At 64.3% G+C, this 17,286-nt stretch carries 21 protein-coding genes; 11 read left to right on the forward strand and 10 right to left on the reverse strand.

The genetic code is table 11. From position 1 onward, the window contains the following. Positions 1-97 precede the first annotated feature (97 nt). Together OU993_RS02050 and OU993_RS02055 are read left to right on the forward strand one after the other, a co-directional pair. Entirely contained in the window at positions 98-1,294 is a 1,197-nt protein-coding gene (locus tag OU993_RS02050; protein ID WP_268154499.1) for an MFS transporter, read from the forward strand. A 113-nt stretch (positions 1,295-1,407) separates the two neighbouring features. Next, positions 1,408-2,235: an aldo/keto reductase gene (locus OU993_RS02055; RefSeq protein WP_268154501.1), complete on the forward strand. Its 828-nt coding sequence runs from the start codon at positions 1,408-1,410 to the stop codon at positions 2,233-2,235. A 135-nt stretch (positions 2,236-2,370) separates the two neighbouring features. On the opposite strand, the gene OU993_RS02060 is transcribed toward OU993_RS02055, so the two are convergent. Both OU993_RS02060 and OU993_RS02065 read right to left on the reverse strand, forming a co-directional pair. After that, positions 2,371-2,958 carry a YqaA family protein gene (locus tag OU993_RS02060; protein WP_268154503.1) on the reverse strand — a complete coding sequence of 196 codons (588 nt, stop codon included), beginning with the start codon at positions 2,956-2,958 and terminating at the stop codon, positions 2,371-2,373. A gap of 223 nt (positions 2,959-3,181) precedes the next feature. Further along, entirely contained in the window at positions 3,182-3,670 is a 489-nt protein-coding gene (locus OU993_RS02065; RefSeq protein WP_268154505.1) for a MarR family winged helix-turn-helix transcriptional regulator, read from the reverse strand. A 177-nt stretch (positions 3,671-3,847) separates the two neighbouring features. Here OU993_RS02065 and OU993_RS02070 point away from each other — a divergent pair, with 177 nt between their 5' ends. Then, positions 3,848-4,270, forward strand: a complete 423-nt coding sequence (locus OU993_RS02070) for an organic hydroperoxide resistance protein (protein ID WP_268154507.1) — start codon at positions 3,848-3,850, stop codon at positions 4,268-4,270. Positions 4,271-4,404: 134 nt separating this feature from the next. Here the strand turns inward: OU993_RS02070 and OU993_RS02075 are convergent, their stop codons facing one another. Continuing rightward, on the reverse strand, positions 4,405-4,851 hold the full coding sequence (locus OU993_RS02075; RefSeq protein ID WP_268154509.1) for a MarR family winged helix-turn-helix transcriptional regulator: 447 nt from the start codon (positions 4,849-4,851) through the stop codon (positions 4,405-4,407). Between the two features lie 62 nt (positions 4,852-4,913). On the opposite strand from OU993_RS02075, the gene OU993_RS02080 reads away from it, so the two are divergent. The 3 genes from OU993_RS02080 (at position 4,914) to OU993_RS02090 (ending at position 7,025) form a co-directional block, all read left to right on the forward strand. Beyond that, positions 4,914-5,657 (forward strand): DUF899 domain-containing protein, encoded by a 744-nt coding sequence (locus OU993_RS02080; RefSeq protein WP_268154511.1) that lies wholly within the window; start codon positions 4,914-4,916, stop codon positions 5,655-5,657. 37 nt (positions 5,658-5,694) lie between these two features. Continuing rightward, the gene (locus OU993_RS02085) at positions 5,695-6,162 is read left to right on the forward strand and encodes a DUF1579 domain-containing protein (RefSeq protein WP_268157463.1); all 468 of its coding nucleotides are present in this window, start codon (positions 5,695-5,697) and stop codon (positions 6,160-6,162) included. A gap of 68 nt (positions 6,163-6,230) precedes the next feature. Continuing rightward, entirely contained in the window at positions 6,231-7,025 is a 795-nt protein-coding gene (locus tag OU993_RS02090) for a VOC family protein (protein ID WP_268154513.1), read from the forward strand. A 13-nt stretch (positions 7,026-7,038) separates the two neighbouring features. On the opposite strand, the gene OU993_RS02095 is transcribed toward OU993_RS02090, so the two are convergent. Next, a complete protein-coding gene (locus tag OU993_RS02095; RefSeq protein WP_268154515.1) occupies positions 7,039-8,334 on the reverse strand; it encodes an MFS transporter in 1,296 nt (431 codons plus the stop codon). Positions 8,335-8,423: 89 nt separating this feature from the next. On the opposite strand from OU993_RS02095, the gene soxR reads away from it, so the two are divergent. Next, complete coding sequence (gene soxR / locus OU993_RS02100) at positions 8,424-8,858, forward strand: redox-sensitive transcriptional activator SoxR (RefSeq protein WP_268154517.1); 435 nt, start codon at positions 8,424-8,426, stop codon at positions 8,856-8,858. Between the two features lie 81 nt (positions 8,859-8,939). Here the strand turns inward: soxR and OU993_RS02105 are convergent, their stop codons facing one another. Together OU993_RS02105 and OU993_RS02110 are read right to left on the reverse strand one after the other, a co-directional pair. Next, entirely contained in the window at positions 8,940-9,734 is a 795-nt protein-coding gene (locus OU993_RS02105) for an alpha/beta fold hydrolase (protein WP_268154519.1), read from the reverse strand. A gap of 49 nt (positions 9,735-9,783) precedes the next feature. Then, positions 9,784-10,605 (reverse strand): alpha/beta fold hydrolase, encoded by an 822-nt coding sequence (locus OU993_RS02110; protein ID WP_268154521.1) that lies wholly within the window; start codon positions 10,603-10,605, stop codon positions 9,784-9,786. A gap of 197 nt (positions 10,606-10,802) precedes the next feature. Between OU993_RS02110 and OU993_RS02115 the strand changes: the two genes are divergently transcribed. The 3 genes from OU993_RS02115 to OU993_RS02125 all read left to right on the forward strand — a co-directional run bounded on the left by OU993_RS02115 (position 10,803) and on the right by OU993_RS02125 (position 13,073). Beyond that, positions 10,803-11,159: an HNH endonuclease gene (locus tag OU993_RS02115; protein ID WP_268154522.1), complete on the forward strand. Its 357-nt coding sequence runs from the start codon at positions 10,803-10,805 to the stop codon at positions 11,157-11,159. A gap of 77 nt (positions 11,160-11,236) precedes the next feature. After that, positions 11,237-12,151, forward strand: coding sequence for a DUF2243 domain-containing protein (locus OU993_RS02120; protein ID WP_268154523.1), 915 nt, complete (start codon positions 11,237-11,239; stop codon positions 12,149-12,151). A gap of 22 nt (positions 12,152-12,173) precedes the next feature. Beyond that, entirely contained in the window at positions 12,174-13,073 is a 900-nt protein-coding gene (locus tag OU993_RS02125) for an aminoglycoside phosphotransferase family protein (RefSeq protein WP_268154524.1), read from the forward strand. Positions 13,074-13,079: 6 nt separating this feature from the next. Here OU993_RS02125 and OU993_RS02130 read toward each other — a convergent pair whose 3' ends face one another. From OU993_RS02130 to OU993_RS02140, 3 genes are read right to left on the reverse strand one after another with little or no spacing between them, the layout of a single operon-like run. Further along, positions 13,080-14,075: a hypothetical protein gene (locus tag OU993_RS02130; protein WP_268154526.1), complete on the reverse strand. Its 996-nt coding sequence runs from the start codon at positions 14,073-14,075 to the stop codon at positions 13,080-13,082. After that, positions 14,072-14,323: an acyl carrier protein gene (locus OU993_RS02135; RefSeq protein WP_268154528.1), complete on the reverse strand. Its 252-nt coding sequence runs from the start codon at positions 14,321-14,323 to the stop codon at positions 14,072-14,074. Before OU993_RS02135 ends, OU993_RS02130 begins: the two co-directional genes overlap by 4 nt. Next, positions 14,320-15,927 carry an AMP-binding protein gene (locus OU993_RS02140; RefSeq protein WP_268154530.1) on the reverse strand — a complete coding sequence of 536 codons (1,608 nt, stop codon included), beginning with the start codon at positions 15,925-15,927 and terminating at the stop codon, positions 14,320-14,322. The genes OU993_RS02135 and OU993_RS02140 overlap by 4 nt, the downstream gene beginning before the upstream one ends. Positions 15,928-16,231: 304 nt before the next feature. On the opposite strand from OU993_RS02140, the gene OU993_RS02145 reads away from it, so the two are divergent. Beyond that, entirely contained in the window at positions 16,232-16,534 is a 303-nt protein-coding gene (locus tag OU993_RS02145) for an alkylphosphonate utilization protein (protein WP_268154532.1), read from the forward strand. Between the two features lie 292 nt (positions 16,535-16,826). Here OU993_RS02145 and OU993_RS02150 read toward each other — a convergent pair whose 3' ends face one another. Further along, entirely contained in the window at positions 16,827-17,231 is a 405-nt protein-coding gene (locus tag OU993_RS02150; protein ID WP_268154534.1) for an endonuclease domain-containing protein, read from the reverse strand. Positions 17,232-17,286: the final 55 nt, after the last annotated feature.

Consider the following 17,286-nt stretch of genomic DNA (forward strand, 5'->3'; position numbering starts at 1 on the left):
CCTTCATGTCACAAGTGATGTTCTTTCTGGCAGTCTAGTTCACAAGGTGCGGCAGGTCTATCTCCCGGTCACCCTTTTCCATCTGCGGAGTGATGCCATGCCTCTTGCTCTTTATGCCCTGACGATCGCGGCCTATGCGATCGGCACCACCGAATTCGTCATTGTCGGCCTTTTGCCGACGGTGGCAAACGATCTTGCCATCTCGCTGCCGCTGGCCGGGCTGATCGTCTCCATCTATGCGCTCGGCGTCACTTTCGGCGCCCCGGTGCTGACGGCGCTCACCGGCAGGCTGCAGCGCAAACCGCTGCTGCTCGGCCTGATGGCGCTTTTTATCCTCGGCAACATGACCGCGGCGCTTGCCCCGAGTTATGGCATTCTGCTCATCGGCCGCGTGCTCTCCGCCTTTGCGCACGGGGTATTCTTTTCCGTCGGCGCAACGATTGCCGCCGATCTGGTGCCGGAAAACCGGCGCGCCTCGGCGATTGCGCTGATGTTCATGGGGCTGACGGTCGCCATCGTCACCGGCGTTCCGCTCGGCACGCTGATCGGCCAGACGTTTGGCTGGCGCGCGACCTTCCTCGCGGTCTCCGGCCTCGGCGTCATCGCCTTCCTTTCGATCCTGGCACTGCTGCCCTCCAGGCTTTCGAAGGCGGAACCCGCCGGGCTGATGGAACAGCTGCGGGTGCTGTCGAGCGGCCGGCTGCTGCTGGTCTTTGCCATGACCGCCTTCGGTTATGGCGGCACCTTCGTGACCTTTACCTATCTTGCCCCGATGCTACAGCAGATCACCGGCTTTTCCGAAGGCAGCGTCAGCCTGGTGCTGGTGCTCTACGGACTTGCAATCGCCGTCGGCAATCTTCTCGGCGGGCGCGTCGCGGACCGCGATCCGGTGAAGGCACTGACCGTTCTTTTTCTGCTGCAGGCGCTGGTTCTGGCACTGTTTGCCTTCACCGCCCCTTACCCGGTCGCTGCCCTCGTGACGCTGGCAGCCCTCGGTTTCCTGTCCTTTGCCAATGTGCCGGGTCTGCAGCTTTACGTGGTGCAACTGGCGAAACAGGTGCGTCCGGGCGCGGTGGACGTGGCTTCGGCGCTCAACATTGCGGCGTTTAATCTCGGCATTGCCGGCGGTGCCTTTATCGGCGGGCTGGTGGTGGATACGCCGCTCGGACTGGGCTCCACGCCGCTCTTCGGCGCCGCGCTTGTGGCCGCAGCACTGGGCCTGACGATCTTCAGCGGATTTCTCGACCGGCGCAGCATCGAAGAAGCCTCGAACGCCTGCGAAAGCCGTGCTTGAACTGAACCTTCCGGGACCCATGTAGAACGGGTCCCCTTTTGACGGGCGGCCACGCGCCGCCCGCTATCCCATCCGACCGATCCAACCCGAAAAGACCAATCCAAGGAGAAACCATGCATAACGTCAACGCCAATGGCGCCAACATTCCGGCCCTCGGTTTCGGCACCTTCCGCATGCCGGGAGAGGATGTGCTGCGTGTTCTGCCGAAGGCGATCGAACTTGGCTTCCGCCACATCGACACCGCGCAGATCTATGGCAACGAAGCAGAGGTCGGCGAGGCGATTGCCCGCTCGGGCGTGGCCCGCGGCGAGATTTTCCTCACCACCAAGGTCTGGGTCGACAAGTTTGCAAACGATGCATTCCTCGCATCGGTGGACGAGAGCCTGAAGAAGCTGAAGACGGATTATGTCGACCTGCTTCTGCTGCACTGGCCGCAAAGCGACGTGCCGCTTGCCGAACGCATGGGCAGCCTGAACGCAGTGAAAGCCGCCGGCAAGGTGCGCCATATCGGCATTTCCAACTTCAACATTCAGATGATGCGAGAGGCAGCAGAGCTTTCCGAGGCAAAGATTGCCACCAACCAGGTGGAATATCATCCTTATCTCGACCAGTCGAAACTGCTTGATGCCGCCCGCGCGCTCGGCATTTCGCTGACCGCCTATTACCTGATGGCGGACGGCAAGGTGCCGAACGATCCGGTTCTGAAGGATATCGGCGCCAAACACGGCAAGACGGCCGCCCAGGTGGTGCTGCGCTGGGCCGTGAGCCAGGAGGGCGTGATCGCGCTCTCAAAAACCGCGACCGAAAGCCGCCTCAAGGAAAACTTCGACATCTTCGATTTCGAGCTTTCGGCAGACGAGATGCAGGCGATCCACGCGCTGGCAAAACCGGATGGCCGCATCGTCGATCCGGCGCATCTGCGCCCGCCGCACTGGGATTGAGCGGCAGGGTTGGAGTTTAGATGATTGCCCCTCATCCGGCTGCCGCCACCTTCTCCCCGTTTTGACGGGGAGAAGGGGAAACCCGCAGGGCCCCCTGCCCCACATCGAGACTACGCTTCAGCGTCAAGTGCTCTTTCAATGCTTCAGCATATAGACCGCGTAGACCCCGATGAGGGCGGCGGCGGCCAGCGCCGAAATCAGCTTCAGGCGCTTTTCGATGAAATGGCGCATGTCTTCGCCAAAGGTATTTATGAGCCAGGCGAGCGCGAAGAAACGCGCGCCGCGGGCGACGATGGCCGAGACGATGAAGAGGCCGAGATTGAAATTCGCGACACCGGAGAGGATGGTCACCACCTTGATCGGCGGCAGATGCGCAAGACCGGAGGTGACGAGCAAAAGCAGCATCGTCTTCCAGTCGACCGCGGAGGCGAGGCTCTCGAAAGTATCAAGCTTGCCGTAAAAGGTCAGCACCGGTTTGGCGATCGCCTCGAAGGCGTAATGGCCGATCGTCCAACCCATAAAGCCGCCGAGGACCGAGGCGATCGTCGCAATCGTCGCGTAGAGATAGGCGCGCTTCGGCCGGGCGAGCACCATGGGGATGAACAACACATCCGCCGGCACCAGGAAGAAGGAGCTTTCCACGAAGGCAATGACGGCGAGCCACCAGGCGGCGGCCTTGCGGGCGGCAAGCGCCAGGGTCCAGGTGTAGAGTTTGCGCAGCATGGACGGCTCCGGAAAGGCGGGCGGAGAATGACCCCGGGGGCGGGATGGATCGACAGGTGCCGGCCGGTTACCGCGAAAGTGCGGCGCTGACAAGGCTCGGTACAAGGCCGGTTGGAGGGCTTACGGCAGAGCTCAGAAACGAGATGAGATCACGACGCGGCCAAGGCTCTCCAGGGGTCTGGCGCAGAGCCGGCGGCGTGCTGGCACCGTTGCGCCGCGTGCGTCAGCGTCGCTCGGCCACCATCCGGTCGCCCGCTTCGGTCAAATTCTGCTGCAGGGATTTGAGCCGGTCGCGCAAGGCCACCACCTCGTCCAGGCCGCAGCCGGTTGCTTGCGCAATGGCCGGCATGATCGCGGCGGCGTCGCCCTGCAGCGCCCTGCCCTTCTCCGTCAGCGTGATGTTGACCTGGCGTTCGTCCTGCCTGTCGCGTGTGCGGGAGACGAGGCCCGCCTGTTCGAGACGCTTCAGGAGCGGCGAGAGCGTGCCGGAATCGAGCCCCAGCGCCTCACCCAGCCCCTTGACCGGCTGGCCATCCTTTTCCCACAGGCTGATCATGACCAGATATTGCGGATAGGTGAGCCCAAGCGGCTCCAGAAGCGGTTTGTAGGCGCGCGAAAACGCATGCGCCGCGCCATAGAGCGCAAAACACAACATCTCGTTCAGACGGATGGTTTCATCTTCGGTTTTCGTCTCTTTCATCGTCTTTGTCATCACGGGGTCCTGACTTTGGCGGAGACCGCCCTAACTTTTTCCATTGTCGCAGGCTTGACGCCGGACTGCAATGCGCATAGATATATTGCACGCAATCAAATTGCGCAACATAAATCAATTTCGCGGCCCGACGGGCCGCCCCCGACCGCAAGACGGTTCAACCGAAGGAGACGATGCATGGCCATTCTCTACACCACCAAGGCTTCTGCCACCGGCGGCCGCGCAGGCCGCGCCCATTCCGAAAACGGCGTGCTGGACGTCGTTCTGACTGTTCCGAAGGAACTCGGCGGCGACGGCGCCACCGGCACCAATCCCGAGCAGCTGTTTGCCGCCGGTTATTCCGCCTGCTTCCTCGGCGCGCTGAAGAATGTTGCCGGCAAGGCGAAGGTGAAGATCCCGGAAGACGCCAAGGTCACCGCAACCGTCGGCATCGGCCCGCGTGAAGACGGCACCGGTTTCGGCATCGAGGTTTCGCTCGTCGTCGACATTCCGGGCCTCGACCGCGCCACCGCGGAAGACCTGGTCGCCAAGGCCCACATCGTGTGCCCCTACAGCCACGCCATGCGCACCTCCACGGAAGTGCCGGTTTCGGTCGCCTGAGGGCATCCGGAATATGACTGTCGGGAAGGGTCGCGCAGGCGGCCCTTTCTTGCATTTGCGACCTTCGACCAGCGGCGGCAAATCGCCAACAGGCCAGAAGAACCGGGCACCCGACGGGCTTCGACTGAAGGGCCCTACCGGATCATCGAGAGATCCGCCCTGAGGCGGTTCGGGCCGCCTTCGCCGAGCAGCGCGTCCACCGCGGCGTGGGTCTCGGTCCAGATCGGCAGGGCGCGGGTCAAAAGCATGCGGCCCTCCTGCGTCAGCGTCAGCAGGCGGCTTCGGGCATCCTTTGGATCGGGCACCACCTCCAGGAGGCCGCGCCGCTGCAGGGGTTTCAGCGCCGCTGTCAGCGTCGTGCGGTCCATGTCGAGGAGGGCCGCGACCGAGCCCATCGGCGCCGGCTGCGGGCGGTTCAGGGACATCAGCAGGGAAAACTGGCCGTTCGTCAGCCCGAGCGGCTTCAGCGCCTGGTCAAACTTTCGGGCAAGCGCCCGGGCGGCGCGCTGCACGTGAAGGCAGAGACAGGTGTCGCGCACATGAATGGTGGTTGAAAAGGGAATCAGATTTTCGTTTGACATGACTTATATAGGTTGATATCAACGTTTCTGTCAAGAGGAACGAGGACATCTGGGAGGATGTGATGACGCATGATGCGACGAACCATGCGGTGGTTTCCCGCGAGGAATGGCTTGCTGCCCGCGAGGCGCTTCTTCTGCGTGAAAAAGAGATGACGCGGCTGCGCGACGCGATCAACCGCGAAAGGCTCGCCCTTCCCTGGGTGAAGGTGGAGGAGGATTACCGCTTCCAGACGCCCGATGGGGAACAGTCGCTGTCCGATCTGTTCGACGGGCGCAGCCAGCTGATCGTCTACCATTTCATGTTCGGGCCAGACTGGGAGGCCGGCTGTTCCGGCTGCTCCTTCCTTGCCGATCATCTGGACGGGACGCTGCCGCATCTCAACCATCACGACGTGACGCTCGTCTGCGTGTCGCGCGCCCCGCTCGACAAAATTGCCGCCTACAAACGCCGCATGGGCTGGCGGTTCCCCTGGGTGTCGTCCTTCAACAGCCGGTTCAACTTCGATTTCGGCGTCTCGTTCACAAAGGACGAGCTTGCCTCCGGCTCCGTCTTTTACAATTTCCGCGACACGCCCACCGCCCAGGCGCATGACGAGCTGCCCGGCCAATCCGCCTTCTTCAAGGACGAGACCGGACAGATCTTCCACACCTATTCCTCTTACGCCCGCGGCGGCGAGGAGATGCTGGCGACCATGATGATCCTCGACATTGCGCCCAAGGGCCGCAACGAGGATTCGACGATGAACTTCGTCAAACGTCACGACGAATACGAGGACCAGCCGAAGGTGGCGAGCTGCTGCCACTAAACCCTGACAAACGTTACCGGGAGGAGAGATCATGGACATGACCATGCCGCAGCCGCGTGCCGAGCACGCCTTTCTGCAAAAACTCGTCGGTCGCTGGCAGGTCTCCGCCGAAGAGATGACCGATGGCGAGGACTGGATCGAGGAGGTGCGCTCACTGAACGGCATCTGGTTCCTGGCGGAAGGCCGCGGCAAGATGCCGGGCGGCGTGCCGGCGACCACGCTTCTGACGCTTGGCCATGACAGCCGCACGGGCCGGTATGTCGGCAGCTGGATCGGCACGATGATGGAGCATATGTGGGTTTATGACGGCGAAGTGTCGGAGGACGGCTCGACGCTCAGCCTCTTCACGACAGGCCCGAGTTTTGCCGATCCCGCCGTCACACAGGCGTTTCGCGAGCAGATTATCTTCACCGGCACCGACACCCGCATCTTCACCTCCAGCGCGCAGCAGCCGGATGGTGGCTGGCAGACGTTTATGCGCGCCGACTACAGGCGTTTGGCCTGAATCCCCTGCCCCTCGATGCGCGTCCATGGCCGGGCATCACCAGAGATTGACCCACGAAAGGATCGCCCATGCCCTCCCCCACCCACGGCACCTTCATCTGGTGCGAGCTGATGACCACCGACATGGACCAGGCCGCCGCCTTTTACGGGTCCGTTGTCGGCTGGACGGCAAAGACCATGCCGATGCCGGGCATGGAGGACGAACCCTACGGCATCTTCGACACCCGCAGCGGTGACGAGGATTGCGGGGTCGCGGGCTTCATGATCCTGCCGCCGGAAATGGCGGGCGAGATCCCGCCGAACTGGACCGGTTATGTCGGCGTCGACGATGTGGACGCGACGGTGAAACAGATCGAGGCGGAGGGCGGATCTGTCCGCAAGGACCCCTTCGACATACCCGGCATCGGCCGCATGGCGGTGATTGCCGATCCGCATGGCGCGGTCCTCTGCATCATGACGCCGGTTCCGATGGACAACCCGCCGCCGATGGCGCCGATCGGCACGCCCGGAACCTTCGGCTGGCAGGAGCTTTACGCCAATGACGGCCGCGAGGCGCTTTCCTTCTACGAAAAACTGTTCGGCTGGACGCTCGACCACGCCATGCCGATGGGCGACGCCGGTGACTATCTGGTCTTTGCCCATCACGGCCGCCCGGTCGGCGGCATGATGACCCGCCCGCCCGCCGTGCCGGTCGCCTGCTGGAGCTATTACATCACCGTGCCGTCGATCGCCGCCGCGGTGGAGAAAATCCAGGCCGGCGGCGGCACGGTGGTCTTCGGCCCGCAGGAAGTGCCCGGCGGCAACCAGATCGTCCAGGCACTCGACCCGCAGGGCGCCTATTTCGCACTGGTGGGAGCGGCGTAACAGGGGACGACCGTCACACCTCCCGCAACCGCAGCACCACGCCGCGGGCGGCGGCAAAGGAAAGGAGCGAGAGGGCGGCGGCGGTGCCCCAAAGCGCGAAGACCGCATGGCCGGGCTGGCCTTCCACAACCGCGGTTTGCACGGCAAACAGGGAGCCCAGCCCGCCGACGATGACGGCGCCGGCGACATAACCGCTGGTTTCCAAGGCCGGCAAGAGCGCGCTGGTCGCCAGGCGGTCGTCGGGTGCCGCGCCTTCGATCACCGCCTGGTTGGCGCTGGCAAAGACCATCGCAAAGGCGATGCCGTTCAGCATCTGGCCGAAGAGAACGAGCGGCAGCAGGCTGAGGAACAGGCCGGTCGCGACAAGCAGCGCGCCGATCGCCTGCAACAAAGGTCCTGCCCGCATGATCGCCTGACGTCTGGCGAGGCTTTCGACATTGCCGATCGGGATCGCCGCGACACTCCAGCTGAGCGACAGGGTGATCAGCACGAGGCCGACCTGGACCGGCGGCAGGCCGAGGCGCGCATGCAGCGTATAGGCAAGGAACACGGTGGAGACGCTTTGCGCCGCCGTCATCAGGAACAGCAGCCAGCTGCCGCGCCCGACGGTGCCGGTCAGTCGGAACAGGCCGGGCGGCAGAAGCCGGTGACGCGGCGCGCCGGCGACGGGCGCCGCCCGCTTTTCATCCGGCGGCAGGGCAAAGGGCATCACCACAAAAAACAGCGCCACCACGGGCAGGCTGACGGTGAGCGCCGCGCGAAAGCCGAGCGCTTCCACCACCAGCCCGCCGGCAAAGGGACCGAGCACGGCGGCCAGCGCCCAGACGACAGCTTCGGCGGCAAAGATGCGCGGCACGAGGCGCGGCGGAAACAGATCGGCGATCAGCGTGTAACACAGAGCGACGATCCAGCCATCCGACAGGCCCTGCAGGGCGCGCCCGGCCATCAGCGCCCAGGCATTCGGCGCCGCGGCCTGCACGGCCATGCCGCAGGCATAGACCAGACCGCCGAGGAACAGCGCCCTGCGCGCGCCGAAGCGGCGACGCAACGGCGAGGCGGACAAGCCGCCGGCCATCACGCTGATAAAAAAGGCCGCATAAACAAAGGGCAGAAGCGCCACGCCGTCCAGCGCCGTCACCGCAATCGGCAGAACCGGGCCGATCGCCACCTCGTTGAAGGCATGCAGGCCGATACCGGCGGAGACCGCCGCCAGCCTCAGCCCATGCGGCGCCCAGAGCAGCTCCCGCCAGCCCTGGCCCGTGCCCTCTGCCGGCGCACCCGTGTCCATCCCGCCTGTCACCTGTGTCATGTCTGTTGTCCGATCCTTGTTGCACCATCGGACAGGCGGTGTAAAACCTCAAGCATGGTTGAGATCAAGACGAACGGGCACAAAAATCCATGAGACGCGAACTCTCCGTCGGCGAGGTGGCACGACGGGCGGGCGTTGCCGTTTCCGCCCTGCATTTCTACGAGGCGGAAGGCCTGATCAGAAGCCAGCGCACCCAAAGCGGCCACCGGCGATACGGGCGCGACGTGCTGCGCCGGATTGCCGTGATCCGCGTGGCGCAGGCGGCGGGCCTCAGCCTGAAGGAGATCGCAGCGGCCTTCGCGACCCTGCCGGACGGACGCACACCGACCGCAAAGGACTGGGCCGGGCTTTCGGCGGCCTGGCGTGACCTTCTCGATGCCCGCATCCGCCAGATGACCCGGCTGCGCGACGATCTGTCCGGCTGCATCGGCTGCGGCTGCCTGTCGCTCGACCAGTGTCCGCTGCGTAATGACGGCGACCGCCTGGCCGAAGAGGGGGCCGGTGCGCGCCTGCTGTTGGAGTGAGGGGATCACCGCCCCCCATCCGCCGCAAAGCGTGCGCCGCCCCGAGGTGGGGCGGCGGGTGTTTTTCCGTCTTGCGAACTCCTATCGGGCGGCCTCTTCGATGAGGGCGGCGACGGCCTTCGGCTGCGAGACCATCACGACGTGCGAGGCATCGTCGATGACGACGGTGTGTTTCGAACCGGCGCGCTCGGCCATGAAACCCAAAGCCTTGGCCGGGACGTTGCGATCCCCCGTGCCGTAGATGAAATAGGAAGGCACGGTCTTCCAGGCGGGTTTACCGGACTTTTCGGTCAGCGCACCTTCGGTGATCGGGCGCTGGGCGGCAGCCATCAGGGCGGCGTCTGCGGCGTCCACGTCCTGGGCGAACTGCTGGTGGAATTTCGTCTGGTCGATGGAGAGATCGACGCCGCCATCCTTCAGCTTGACGGGAGCGGCCAGTGCCCCGCCCAGCGTGCCCCCCGGAAATTTTGCGGCCAGTTCGGCAACGGCCTCTCCTTCTTCGGACGCGAAGGCTGCCACGTAGACGAGCGACTTGACATTCTCCTGGCCATTGGCGGCCGTGCTGATCACCTGCCCGCCATAGGAATGGCCGACGAGAACAACCGGGCCTTCGATGGCGCCAACGATATCGGCGACATAGGCCGCATCGGCGGTGACGCTGCGCAGCGGGTTGGCGGCGGCGACCACCGTGTAGCCGTCCTTCTGCAGGATTTTTGTGACGCCGTTCCAGCTGGAGCTGTCGGCAAAGGCGCCATGAACGAGAACGATGGTGGGCTTTGCCGGCTCGGCAGAGGCATGACCGGCGGTCAGAACGGCACCGGCGAAGGCGGCGGCCAGAGCAGCAGCCCGGGCGGCGGCGGTTGCGAACTTCGACATGAGGATATCCTTTCTTCCATGAAACAGGGTTGCGGCAAACGGTGCGGGATCAGCCGCGGATGAAGGCGAGAACGTCGGCGTTGAAGCGGTCGGCTTCGGTTTCAGCGAGACCGTGCGAGCCGCCCGGATAGATTTTCAGCGTGGCATCGGCGACGATTTCGGCGGCGCGGTGGGCAGAGGCCTCGATCGGCACGATCTGGTCGTCATCGCCATGGATGATCAGCGTCGGGCGGTCGATGCGCTTGAGATCTGCCGTGTAATCCACCTCGGAGAACTCGTGGATGCAGTCATACTGACCCTTGATGCCACCCTGCAGGCCGATGCGGCGGAAGTTTTCGCGCATGCCTTCGTTGGCCGTCACCCCTTCGCGGTTGAAACCGTAGAAGGGCACCGTCAGATCAAAGAAGAACTGCGAGCGGTTCTTGGCCGTGTTCTCACGGATGCTGTCGAAGACCGAGAGCGGCGTGCCATGCGGGTTCGTTTCCGTCTTCAGCATCAGCGGCGGAACGGCGCCGACCAGCACGACCTTGGCGACCCGCGCAGTGCCGTGACGACCAATGTAATGCGCCACCTCCCCGCCTCCGGTCGAATGACCGACCAGGATCGCGTCCTTCAGGTCGAGCGCCGCAATCAGCTCGGCCAGGTCGTCGGCATACTGGTCCATGTGGTTGCCATCCCAGGTCTGGTCCGAACGGCCATGGCTGCGGCGATCATGGGCGATGACGCGAAAACCGTTTTGGCCAAAAAACAGCATCTGCTGGTCCCAGGCATCCGACGACAGCGGCCATCCATGGGCAAAAACGATCGGCTGGCCGGTGCCCCAGTCCTTGTAGAAGAGGCGCGTGCCGTCGGTCGTGGTGAAAAAGCTCATGTCCATCTCTCCTTTGTTTGTGCGCATTTCGATTGCGCACAATCTATATCGCCGAAGCGGTCGCGATTGTCAATTGCCTACAATTCAATTGCGCGCAATTTTTTATGGATGCATGTTTCCTGCTCCCGCCCGTGCCACCCATTGTGCGGCGAAACCATGCGCCCCATATTGCCGTTTCGTCACAGAACCGGATGCGCATGGCCCGCAAACACCGAGAAAAGATCGCCGCCTGGTACAGACCGCCCGAGGATGTGGTGTGCCCGCTGTGCCGCCGCCCGATCCCGGAAGACCAGCGGGACGAACACCATCTGGTGCCGAAAAGCCGTGGCGGGCGGGAAACGCAGACGCTGCACCGCATCTGCCACCGGCAGATCCATGCGCTGTTTTCCGAAGCCGAGCTGGAAACAACCTATTCCAGCGTGGAGGCGCTGCTCGCCCATCCGGACATGGCAAACTTCGTCCGCTGGGTCTCGACAAAACCGCCCGGTTTCTTCGACGGCACACGGCGCAGCAACCGACGGCGCGAGACGGGAAAACCCGCCGCCCGCTGGTGAACGGTCGGCGGAGATCCCGCGTGATGCAACCCTTGCCGCCTGCCCCGGTTCGACGGGGAAACGCATGAGAGGCAAGCATGGAAAACCCGGAGCGAACGCAAGAACGGGACGGCCGAAGCCACGGCGGCGGCACGGAGAAACCTGACGGCCATGGTGGCGCGACCTGGCCCGCGCTGTTGCTCGGTTTCGGGCTCGGCGGGTTTTTCGACGGCATTCTGCTGCATCAGGTGCTGCAATGGCATCACCTTCTCTCCGCCGTGGAGGCGGCGCGCGGCGATCTTCGCCTGCTGATCCTGTGGGACGGCATCTTCCATGTGCTGATGTACGCCATCACCGGCATCGGCCTTTGGCTGCTGTGGCGGCACCGGTCCCACGCGATCGCGGCCGGAGCCGACCGCCGGCTGCTGGCCGATGCGCTAATCGGTTTCGGCACCTGGCATTGCCTGGATGCGGTTCTTTCCCACTGGATCCTCGGCATCCACCGGATCCGCATGGGCGTGGAAAACCCGCTCCTCTGGGATCTCGGCTGGCTGGCGGTGTTCGGCATCCTTCCGGCGCTGATCGGCTGGCGGCTGCGCAGGAGGCCGGATGAACCGGGAGCGGGCGGCGGCACCGGACTGGAACGGCGGAGCGATGATGGCCGGGGGCGCGCCGGAAAGATGGCGATGCTGCTGGTGCTGCTTTGCGCAATCGGCGCACCGGTTGCCGGGTTGCCGGCAGAGACCTCCACCACCGCAACGCTCGTGCTTCTGGCGCCCGGCACGGCCCCGGCGGACGCGGCGCGCGGCCTGCAGGTGTCCGGCGCACGGTTGATCTGGAGCAATCCGGAAGAGACGGTCTGGGCCGTGGATCTGCCTGAGGGCGCCAGCGGATCGCCGTTCTACCGCCACGGGGCGCTTCTGGTCAGCAACCGGTTTCTGCCGGCCGGTTGCCTGAACTGGTTTGCCGCGCCGGACGCGACGTCATCGACAGGCAATCAAAGATCGTTATGAGGGAGGCCTTTCGGAGGCACTCATGGCAGATGATGATCGGCTGACAATCGAAGTGGACACGGTCAAGGCGCTGGTGGCGGAGCAGTTTCCGCAATGGGCCGCGCTTGCAATCCGGCCGGTCCGCGTCAACGGCTGGGACAATTCCACCTTTCATCTGGGCGCGGACCTCAAAGTCCGCCTGCCGACAGCTGTCCGTTATCAGCCGCAGGTCGAGAAAGAGGCGCGGCTTCTGCCGCATCTCGCTGCCCACCTGCCCTATCAGGTGCCGGAGCCGGTCGCGATCGGCAGGCCGGGTCACGGTTATCCCTTTTCCTGGTCGGTGCAAAGTTTTCTGCCGGGCGAGACGATTGCCGCAACCCCCGCGCCTAACCGGCGGCAGCTGGCGCTCGATATCGCGGCCTATCTGACGGCGCTGCACAAGGTGCCCTCCGGGGATGCGCCGCCGCCCGGGCCGCACAATTTCTTCCGCGGCGGGGATCTTTCCGTCTATGACGCGGAAACACAGGCCTGCCTGGCCCGCAGCGCAGGCCGCATTGATGCCGAGGCCGCCGCCGCCGTCTGGCAGACGGCGTTGTCTTCCCGCTGGACGGCGGCGCCCGTTTTCGTGCATGGCGACGTCTCGCCCGGCAATCTGCTGCTGCGCGACGGGCGGCTTTCGGGTGTCATCGATTTCGGCTGCTGCGGCATCGGCGATCCGGCCTGCGACCTGATGATGGCCTGGACCTTTTTCGAGGGCGAAGAACGGACCCTCTTTCGCGCGACGCTTGGTCTCGACGCCGAGACCTTTGCGCGGGCCCGCGGCTGGACGCTGTGGAAGGCATTGCTGGCGCTCGACAAGCCGGACAGCGAGGGCCAGACGAAGGCGCTGACGGTCATCGGCACGCTGATCGATGACCATGCGGCGGGCCTGCAGGCTTCGTAAGGCTCCTCACACCACGCCAAGTTCAGCAAGCTGCAGCGCAACCCCGGTGACCGGATCGGTATAACTCGAAAAACGGCCCGTTGCCGACCAGCGGAGGATCCGGTCGCGCGTCCGCGCCGGCAGATCCTTCATGCCGGCAGACAGTTTCGGTGATGGAATGAAGGCGAATTCGGAAAAGGTGAGATCGATCGCCTCGCCCTCCGGCGCCCGCGTCATCTGTACCGGGGCGGAACGGCGCCAGAACAAGGCCTCGGGCAAATTCTCCGGTGCGGCCATGGCATCATATTCGAGATAAAACAGACCGCGACCAAGGAGATGGCGGCTCAGGGGACCGAGGACGGCATGCACCAGCGCCCGGTCGCGGACGAGCAGAATGCGCGCGCCTGCGACACCCTTGCGGCCGGTCGTGGCCAGGATCAGCGGATGGTATTCTCCCTCTTTTTCCACCACCAGCGCCACGCAGCCAAGCCGGCGGTGATGCTCCAGCAGGCCATGTATCCGCGGTGACAGGGCGCTCTCAGGCACGTCTCCAAGGTCCAGCAGCCGGTACGCGCCGCCCGGACGCCAGCAGGCGGCCGCCGTCGGCACCACCACCATGCCGGCCGAGTGATCCTGAAAACCGATGCGGCGGTTGATCTCGCGCATCGAATAGGAGGCCGTGACATCGAGATAATCGACGCTGTCATCGGCCATCAGCCGGCGCAGGAACAGTGTCGTCATCCATTCGTGGCCGGGTTTCAGGTAAAAGGCCGACAGATTCACCTGACGCCGCGGCGTGTGTGCATAAACAAGCCGGCGTGCCGGCAGCGCGAGGCAGATGCCGACATCGCGCCCGCCCGCCATGCCGATCTGGCCGACCACCCCATCGCCCTCCTCCTCCGCATAGGCCAGCATGCGCGCAAAACTCTGCCGCCAGGTGTTTTCCGGCAGAAGCGGAAAACCTTCGGTCAGAAGCGAGAGCGCGGCGGCGGTCTCATTGCGGGTGATCGGGCGAAGTTTCATGCCGCCTTCCGGGCCGAGAGAAAGGTTTCCAGCCCCTGCAGCGTATCGATCTGCAGGATGTCGAAATCCTCATCCGCCAGATCGACGCCGTGCTCGCTTTCCAGCGCCATCAGCACGTCGGTGGCGGCGATCGAATCGAGAAGCCCGGAGGAAAACAGCGGCTCCGTTTCGCCGACGCTCTCCACGCCCCGCGCCCTCAGAAGGGAGAGGATCATCTCACGGATTGTGGCGCTTGCCTGTTCGCTCATTCTGCGGCTCCTGCTTTTATTGCCACGGCGGACCGCGCCTCGGCCGCCGCTTTCATTCTGTCCTCCAGACGCTGAAACAGCGCCCTGCGATCCACCTTACCATTGATGTTGACCGGCAGGTCCTCCAGCACCTCGATCGGTTCCGGCACCATGTAGCGCGGCAGGCTGGAGAGCAGTCGCTTGCCGATCGCCTCCCCCGAAAACGCGCTGACACAGAAACCGACGAGCCCTTGCGCCGAACCATCAATGACCGGCCAGGCGACGACCGCCACCACATCTGTCTCCGCCGCGCGGCGCAGATGCGCCTCCACCTCTTCCAGCTCGATGCGGTTGCCCTTCACCTTCACCTGATTGTCGGTGCGGCCGAGATGGTGGAAGGTGCCCTTTTCATCCCGCATGCCGAGATCGCCGGTCAGATACCAGCGTTTGCCGCGGATCATGCGGAAACGATCCGCCGTCTGGTCCGGCTGGCCGAGGTAACCGATCGCAAGCTGCGGACCAGAGAGCGCGATCTCGCCTGGCATCCCGTCGGCCACCGGATTTTGTGCACTGTCGAAGATGGCGATCTCCATGCTGTCATAAGGTTTGCCGATGGCCAGAATGCCGCGGCTTTCGGTGGCGACCGGCGGGTTTGTCAGCCGCTGGCGCATGCAGATGACGGTGCCTTCCGTCGGGCCGTAGATGTTTTCGACGACGCCGTTCGGAGTGGCCGCCGCCCAGGCCTCGGCCGCGGCCACCGGCAAGGGTTCGCCGCAGAAGATCGACAGGCGCAGGCTCGGGAAGATGCCGGGTTTCAGCGAACCGTTGCGGCGCATCATGGCGATCAGCGTCGGCACCGACATCCAGACCGTGATGGCACGGGCGCGCACGAAGCGGCCGGGCGCCATCATCTCCAGCGCCGAAAGGATATGCAGCGAGGCACCGGCTTCGACGCAGAGGAAGAGGTTGTGGACCGTGAGATCGAAGGTGACGTCGCAGGTTTCCGCCAGCCGGTCCTCGGGCGTGAGATTGGTCCAGGACCGGCTTTCGGCCAGATAATTGGCAAGCGAACCGGCGGAAATCATCACGCCTTTCGGCAGGCCGGTCGTGCCGGAGGTGAAGATGATATAGGCAAGCTCGTCCGGCCCGACCGGCACCGGTTCGGCAAGCGGGACGGTATCGATCGCGCCAAGCCGGACGATGGTCTGGCCCGACCGGGGCGCAACCTCGACCGCTGTATCGGCGATGACGACGAGATCCGGTGCTGCGGCCAGCACCGCCGGCGTCAGCAGCGCCGCACCCTGCACGTCCGCCACAAGTGCGTCGAGTTCCATCAGGCCAAGCAGGGTGACGATACGCTCTTCCGGCCATTTGAGGTTGATCGGCACATAGGCCGCGCCGGCAAAACCGGCGGCGAGAATGCCTGCATAGGCTTCAAAACTGCGGGTCGCCAGAATACCGATGCGGCGTGGCCGACCATTCTGCGACAGGTAACCGGCAAGGCGCTGCACGACCGCGCCCATTTCGCCATAAGAAACCTCGCGGGCGGCATCACAATAAAAGGCACGATCCGCATGCTGCACGACCGAGCGGAAGAACCCGTCTGCACTGTTGAAGCTCGCCATCCGTGTTAAACCTCCCTCGTCCGTGCGAAAACCGACCTACGACAAGTTGAGCAGAGATGCCTATGCGATGTTTCTAAACATCACGTGATCGCAGGCGCCGGCGCGTCGGACCGCGGGAAAACCACGCGATTTCCCGTGCGTATGGTTAACGGAAAATGCCGGTTTTCCCTGCGGCGCGGGTTCTTTCCGCCGGCCGGCCAAGCACGGTTGCCGCGCGGGGGCTTTGACATTCGGCGCGCGGAGGCGTCTAAGGCCGGACAGCGGGTTTTTTGCCCTTTCTCTTTCTACAAGGACACAGGCCACCATGGCAGCCGATGACGACGACTACATCTATGACGAAGCAACCGGCGAATGGCGCCCGGCCTCCGAGCTGAAGGCCGAAGCCGCCAAGGGCGCAGAAGTCCGCGATGCCTCCGGCACGCTGCTTACCGACGGCGATTCCGTCGTGCTGATCAAGGATCTGAAGGTGAAGGGCGCCGGCCAGACGCTGAAACAGGGCACGGTCATCAAGTCCATCCGGCTCACCGACAACCCGGAAGAAATCGACTGCCGCCACGACGCCATCAAGGGCCTCGTGCTGCGCACGGAATTCGTGCGGAAGAGGTGAGGTTTTTCCTCGGAGCGGGGTTTTGCCCCTCACCCTAGCCCTCTCCCCGCTTGGCGGGGAGAGGGGACGCAGGAGCCGATACGCTCTGCCTCGAACATCCGGCGTCCCAGATGCGAGAAACATGCTCCGTCAAACCTTCAAGAGACCTGTATCTGCCTTTCGCGAACTCCGGCCCCACACGAGGACACTCCGCCCGGGTGCAGTTCTGGCAGCGAGGCACGCCACAGTCCCCTCTCCCCGCTTGGCGGGGAGAGGGTTAGGGTGAGGGGCAGACCCAACCCGCGGCGCGACATCATCCGCGCCACACAGCCGGATAAAAGCGCAGATCATAGGCCTCCACCGGATCGACCAGTCGACCGTCCAGACCGGCAAGAATGGTTTCCAGCACACTGTCGGTCTCGCGCAGCACATCGACGTTCCAGAAGCGCAAAACCGACCAGCCGACCGATAGCATGAACACATTGCGCCGCTGATCAGACAGCGACCCAGCGTGCTGGCTGCCGTCGATTTCCACCACCAGCATCCGTTCCCGGCAGGCGAAATCCGCAAAATACGGTCCGATGGGCAGTTGGCGGACAAACTTAAAACCACCGAGCTGACGGTTGCGGAGATTCGACCACAATCTCTGTTCGGCATCGTTGTCCGATTGCCGCAAAGCCCGCGCACGGCGGGTCACAGCTTTCCTAGCACCCCGCATGCCTCCTCCCGCGCGCTCATCCCGAGTACGGGTCGGCCCGATGAAGCCGTTAGAA

The organism is Rhizobium sp. SL86, assembly GCF_026672545.1.
Lineage (GTDB): Bacteria > Pseudomonadota > Alphaproteobacteria > Rhizobiales > Rhizobiaceae > Neorhizobium.

What these genes read in the sequence shown, in the direction of transcription:
- OU993_RS02050 (WP_268154499.1), top strand. Translation starts at nt 98, where the DNA reads ATGCCTCTTGCTCTTTATGCCCTGACGATCGCGGCCTATGCGATCGGC.
- OU993_RS02055 (WP_268154501.1), top strand. Translation starts at nt 1,408, where the DNA reads ATGCATAACGTCAACGCCAATGGCGCCAACATTCCGGCCCTCGGTTTC.
- OU993_RS02060 (WP_268154503.1), bottom strand. Translation starts at nt 2,958, where the DNA reads ATGCTGCGCAAACTCTACACCTGGACCCTGGCGCTTGCCGCCCGCAAG.
- OU993_RS02065 (WP_268154505.1), bottom strand. Translation starts at nt 3,670, where the DNA reads ATGACAAAGACGATGAAAGAGACGAAAACCGAAGATGAAACCATCCGT.
- OU993_RS02070 (WP_268154507.1), top strand. Translation starts at nt 3,848, where the DNA reads ATGGCCATTCTCTACACCACCAAGGCTTCTGCCACCGGCGGCCGCGCA.
- OU993_RS02075 (WP_268154509.1), bottom strand. Translation starts at nt 4,851, where the DNA reads ATGTCAAACGAAAATCTGATTCCCTTTTCAACCACCATTCATGTGCGC.
- OU993_RS02080 (WP_268154511.1), top strand. Translation starts at nt 4,914, where the DNA reads ATGACGCATGATGCGACGAACCATGCGGTGGTTTCCCGCGAGGAATGG.
- OU993_RS02085 (WP_268157463.1), top strand. Translation starts at nt 5,695, where the DNA reads ATGACCATGCCGCAGCCGCGTGCCGAGCACGCCTTTCTGCAAAAACTC.
- OU993_RS02090 (WP_268154513.1), top strand. Translation starts at nt 6,231, where the DNA reads ATGCCCTCCCCCACCCACGGCACCTTCATCTGGTGCGAGCTGATGACC.
- OU993_RS02095 (WP_268154515.1), bottom strand. Translation starts at nt 8,334, where the DNA reads ATGACACAGGTGACAGGCGGGATGGACACGGGTGCGCCGGCAGAGGGC.
- soxR (WP_268154517.1), top strand. Translation starts at nt 8,424, where the DNA reads ATGAGACGCGAACTCTCCGTCGGCGAGGTGGCACGACGGGCGGGCGTT.
- OU993_RS02105 (WP_268154519.1), bottom strand. Translation starts at nt 9,734, where the DNA reads ATGTCGAAGTTCGCAACCGCCGCCGCCCGGGCTGCTGCTCTGGCCGCC.
- OU993_RS02110 (WP_268154521.1), bottom strand. Translation starts at nt 10,605, where the DNA reads ATGAGCTTTTTCACCACGACCGACGGCACGCGCCTCTTCTACAAGGAC.
- OU993_RS02115 (WP_268154522.1), top strand. Translation starts at nt 10,803, where the DNA reads ATGGCCCGCAAACACCGAGAAAAGATCGCCGCCTGGTACAGACCGCCC.
- OU993_RS02120 (WP_268154523.1), top strand. Translation starts at nt 11,237, where the DNA reads ATGGAAAACCCGGAGCGAACGCAAGAACGGGACGGCCGAAGCCACGGC.
- OU993_RS02125 (WP_268154524.1), top strand. Translation starts at nt 12,174, where the DNA reads ATGGCAGATGATGATCGGCTGACAATCGAAGTGGACACGGTCAAGGCG.
- OU993_RS02130 (WP_268154526.1), bottom strand. Translation starts at nt 14,075, where the DNA reads ATGAAACTTCGCCCGATCACCCGCAATGAGACCGCCGCCGCGCTCTCG.
- OU993_RS02135 (WP_268154528.1), bottom strand. Translation starts at nt 14,323, where the DNA reads ATGAGCGAACAGGCAAGCGCCACAATCCGTGAGATGATCCTCTCCCTT.
- OU993_RS02140 (WP_268154530.1), bottom strand. Translation starts at nt 15,927, where the DNA reads ATGGCGAGCTTCAACAGTGCAGACGGGTTCTTCCGCTCGGTCGTGCAG.
- OU993_RS02145 (WP_268154532.1), top strand. Translation starts at nt 16,232, where the DNA reads ATGGCAGCCGATGACGACGACTACATCTATGACGAAGCAACCGGCGAA.
- OU993_RS02150 (WP_268154534.1), bottom strand. Translation starts at nt 17,231, where the DNA reads ATGCGGGGTGCTAGGAAAGCTGTGACCCGCCGTGCGCGGGCTTTGCGG.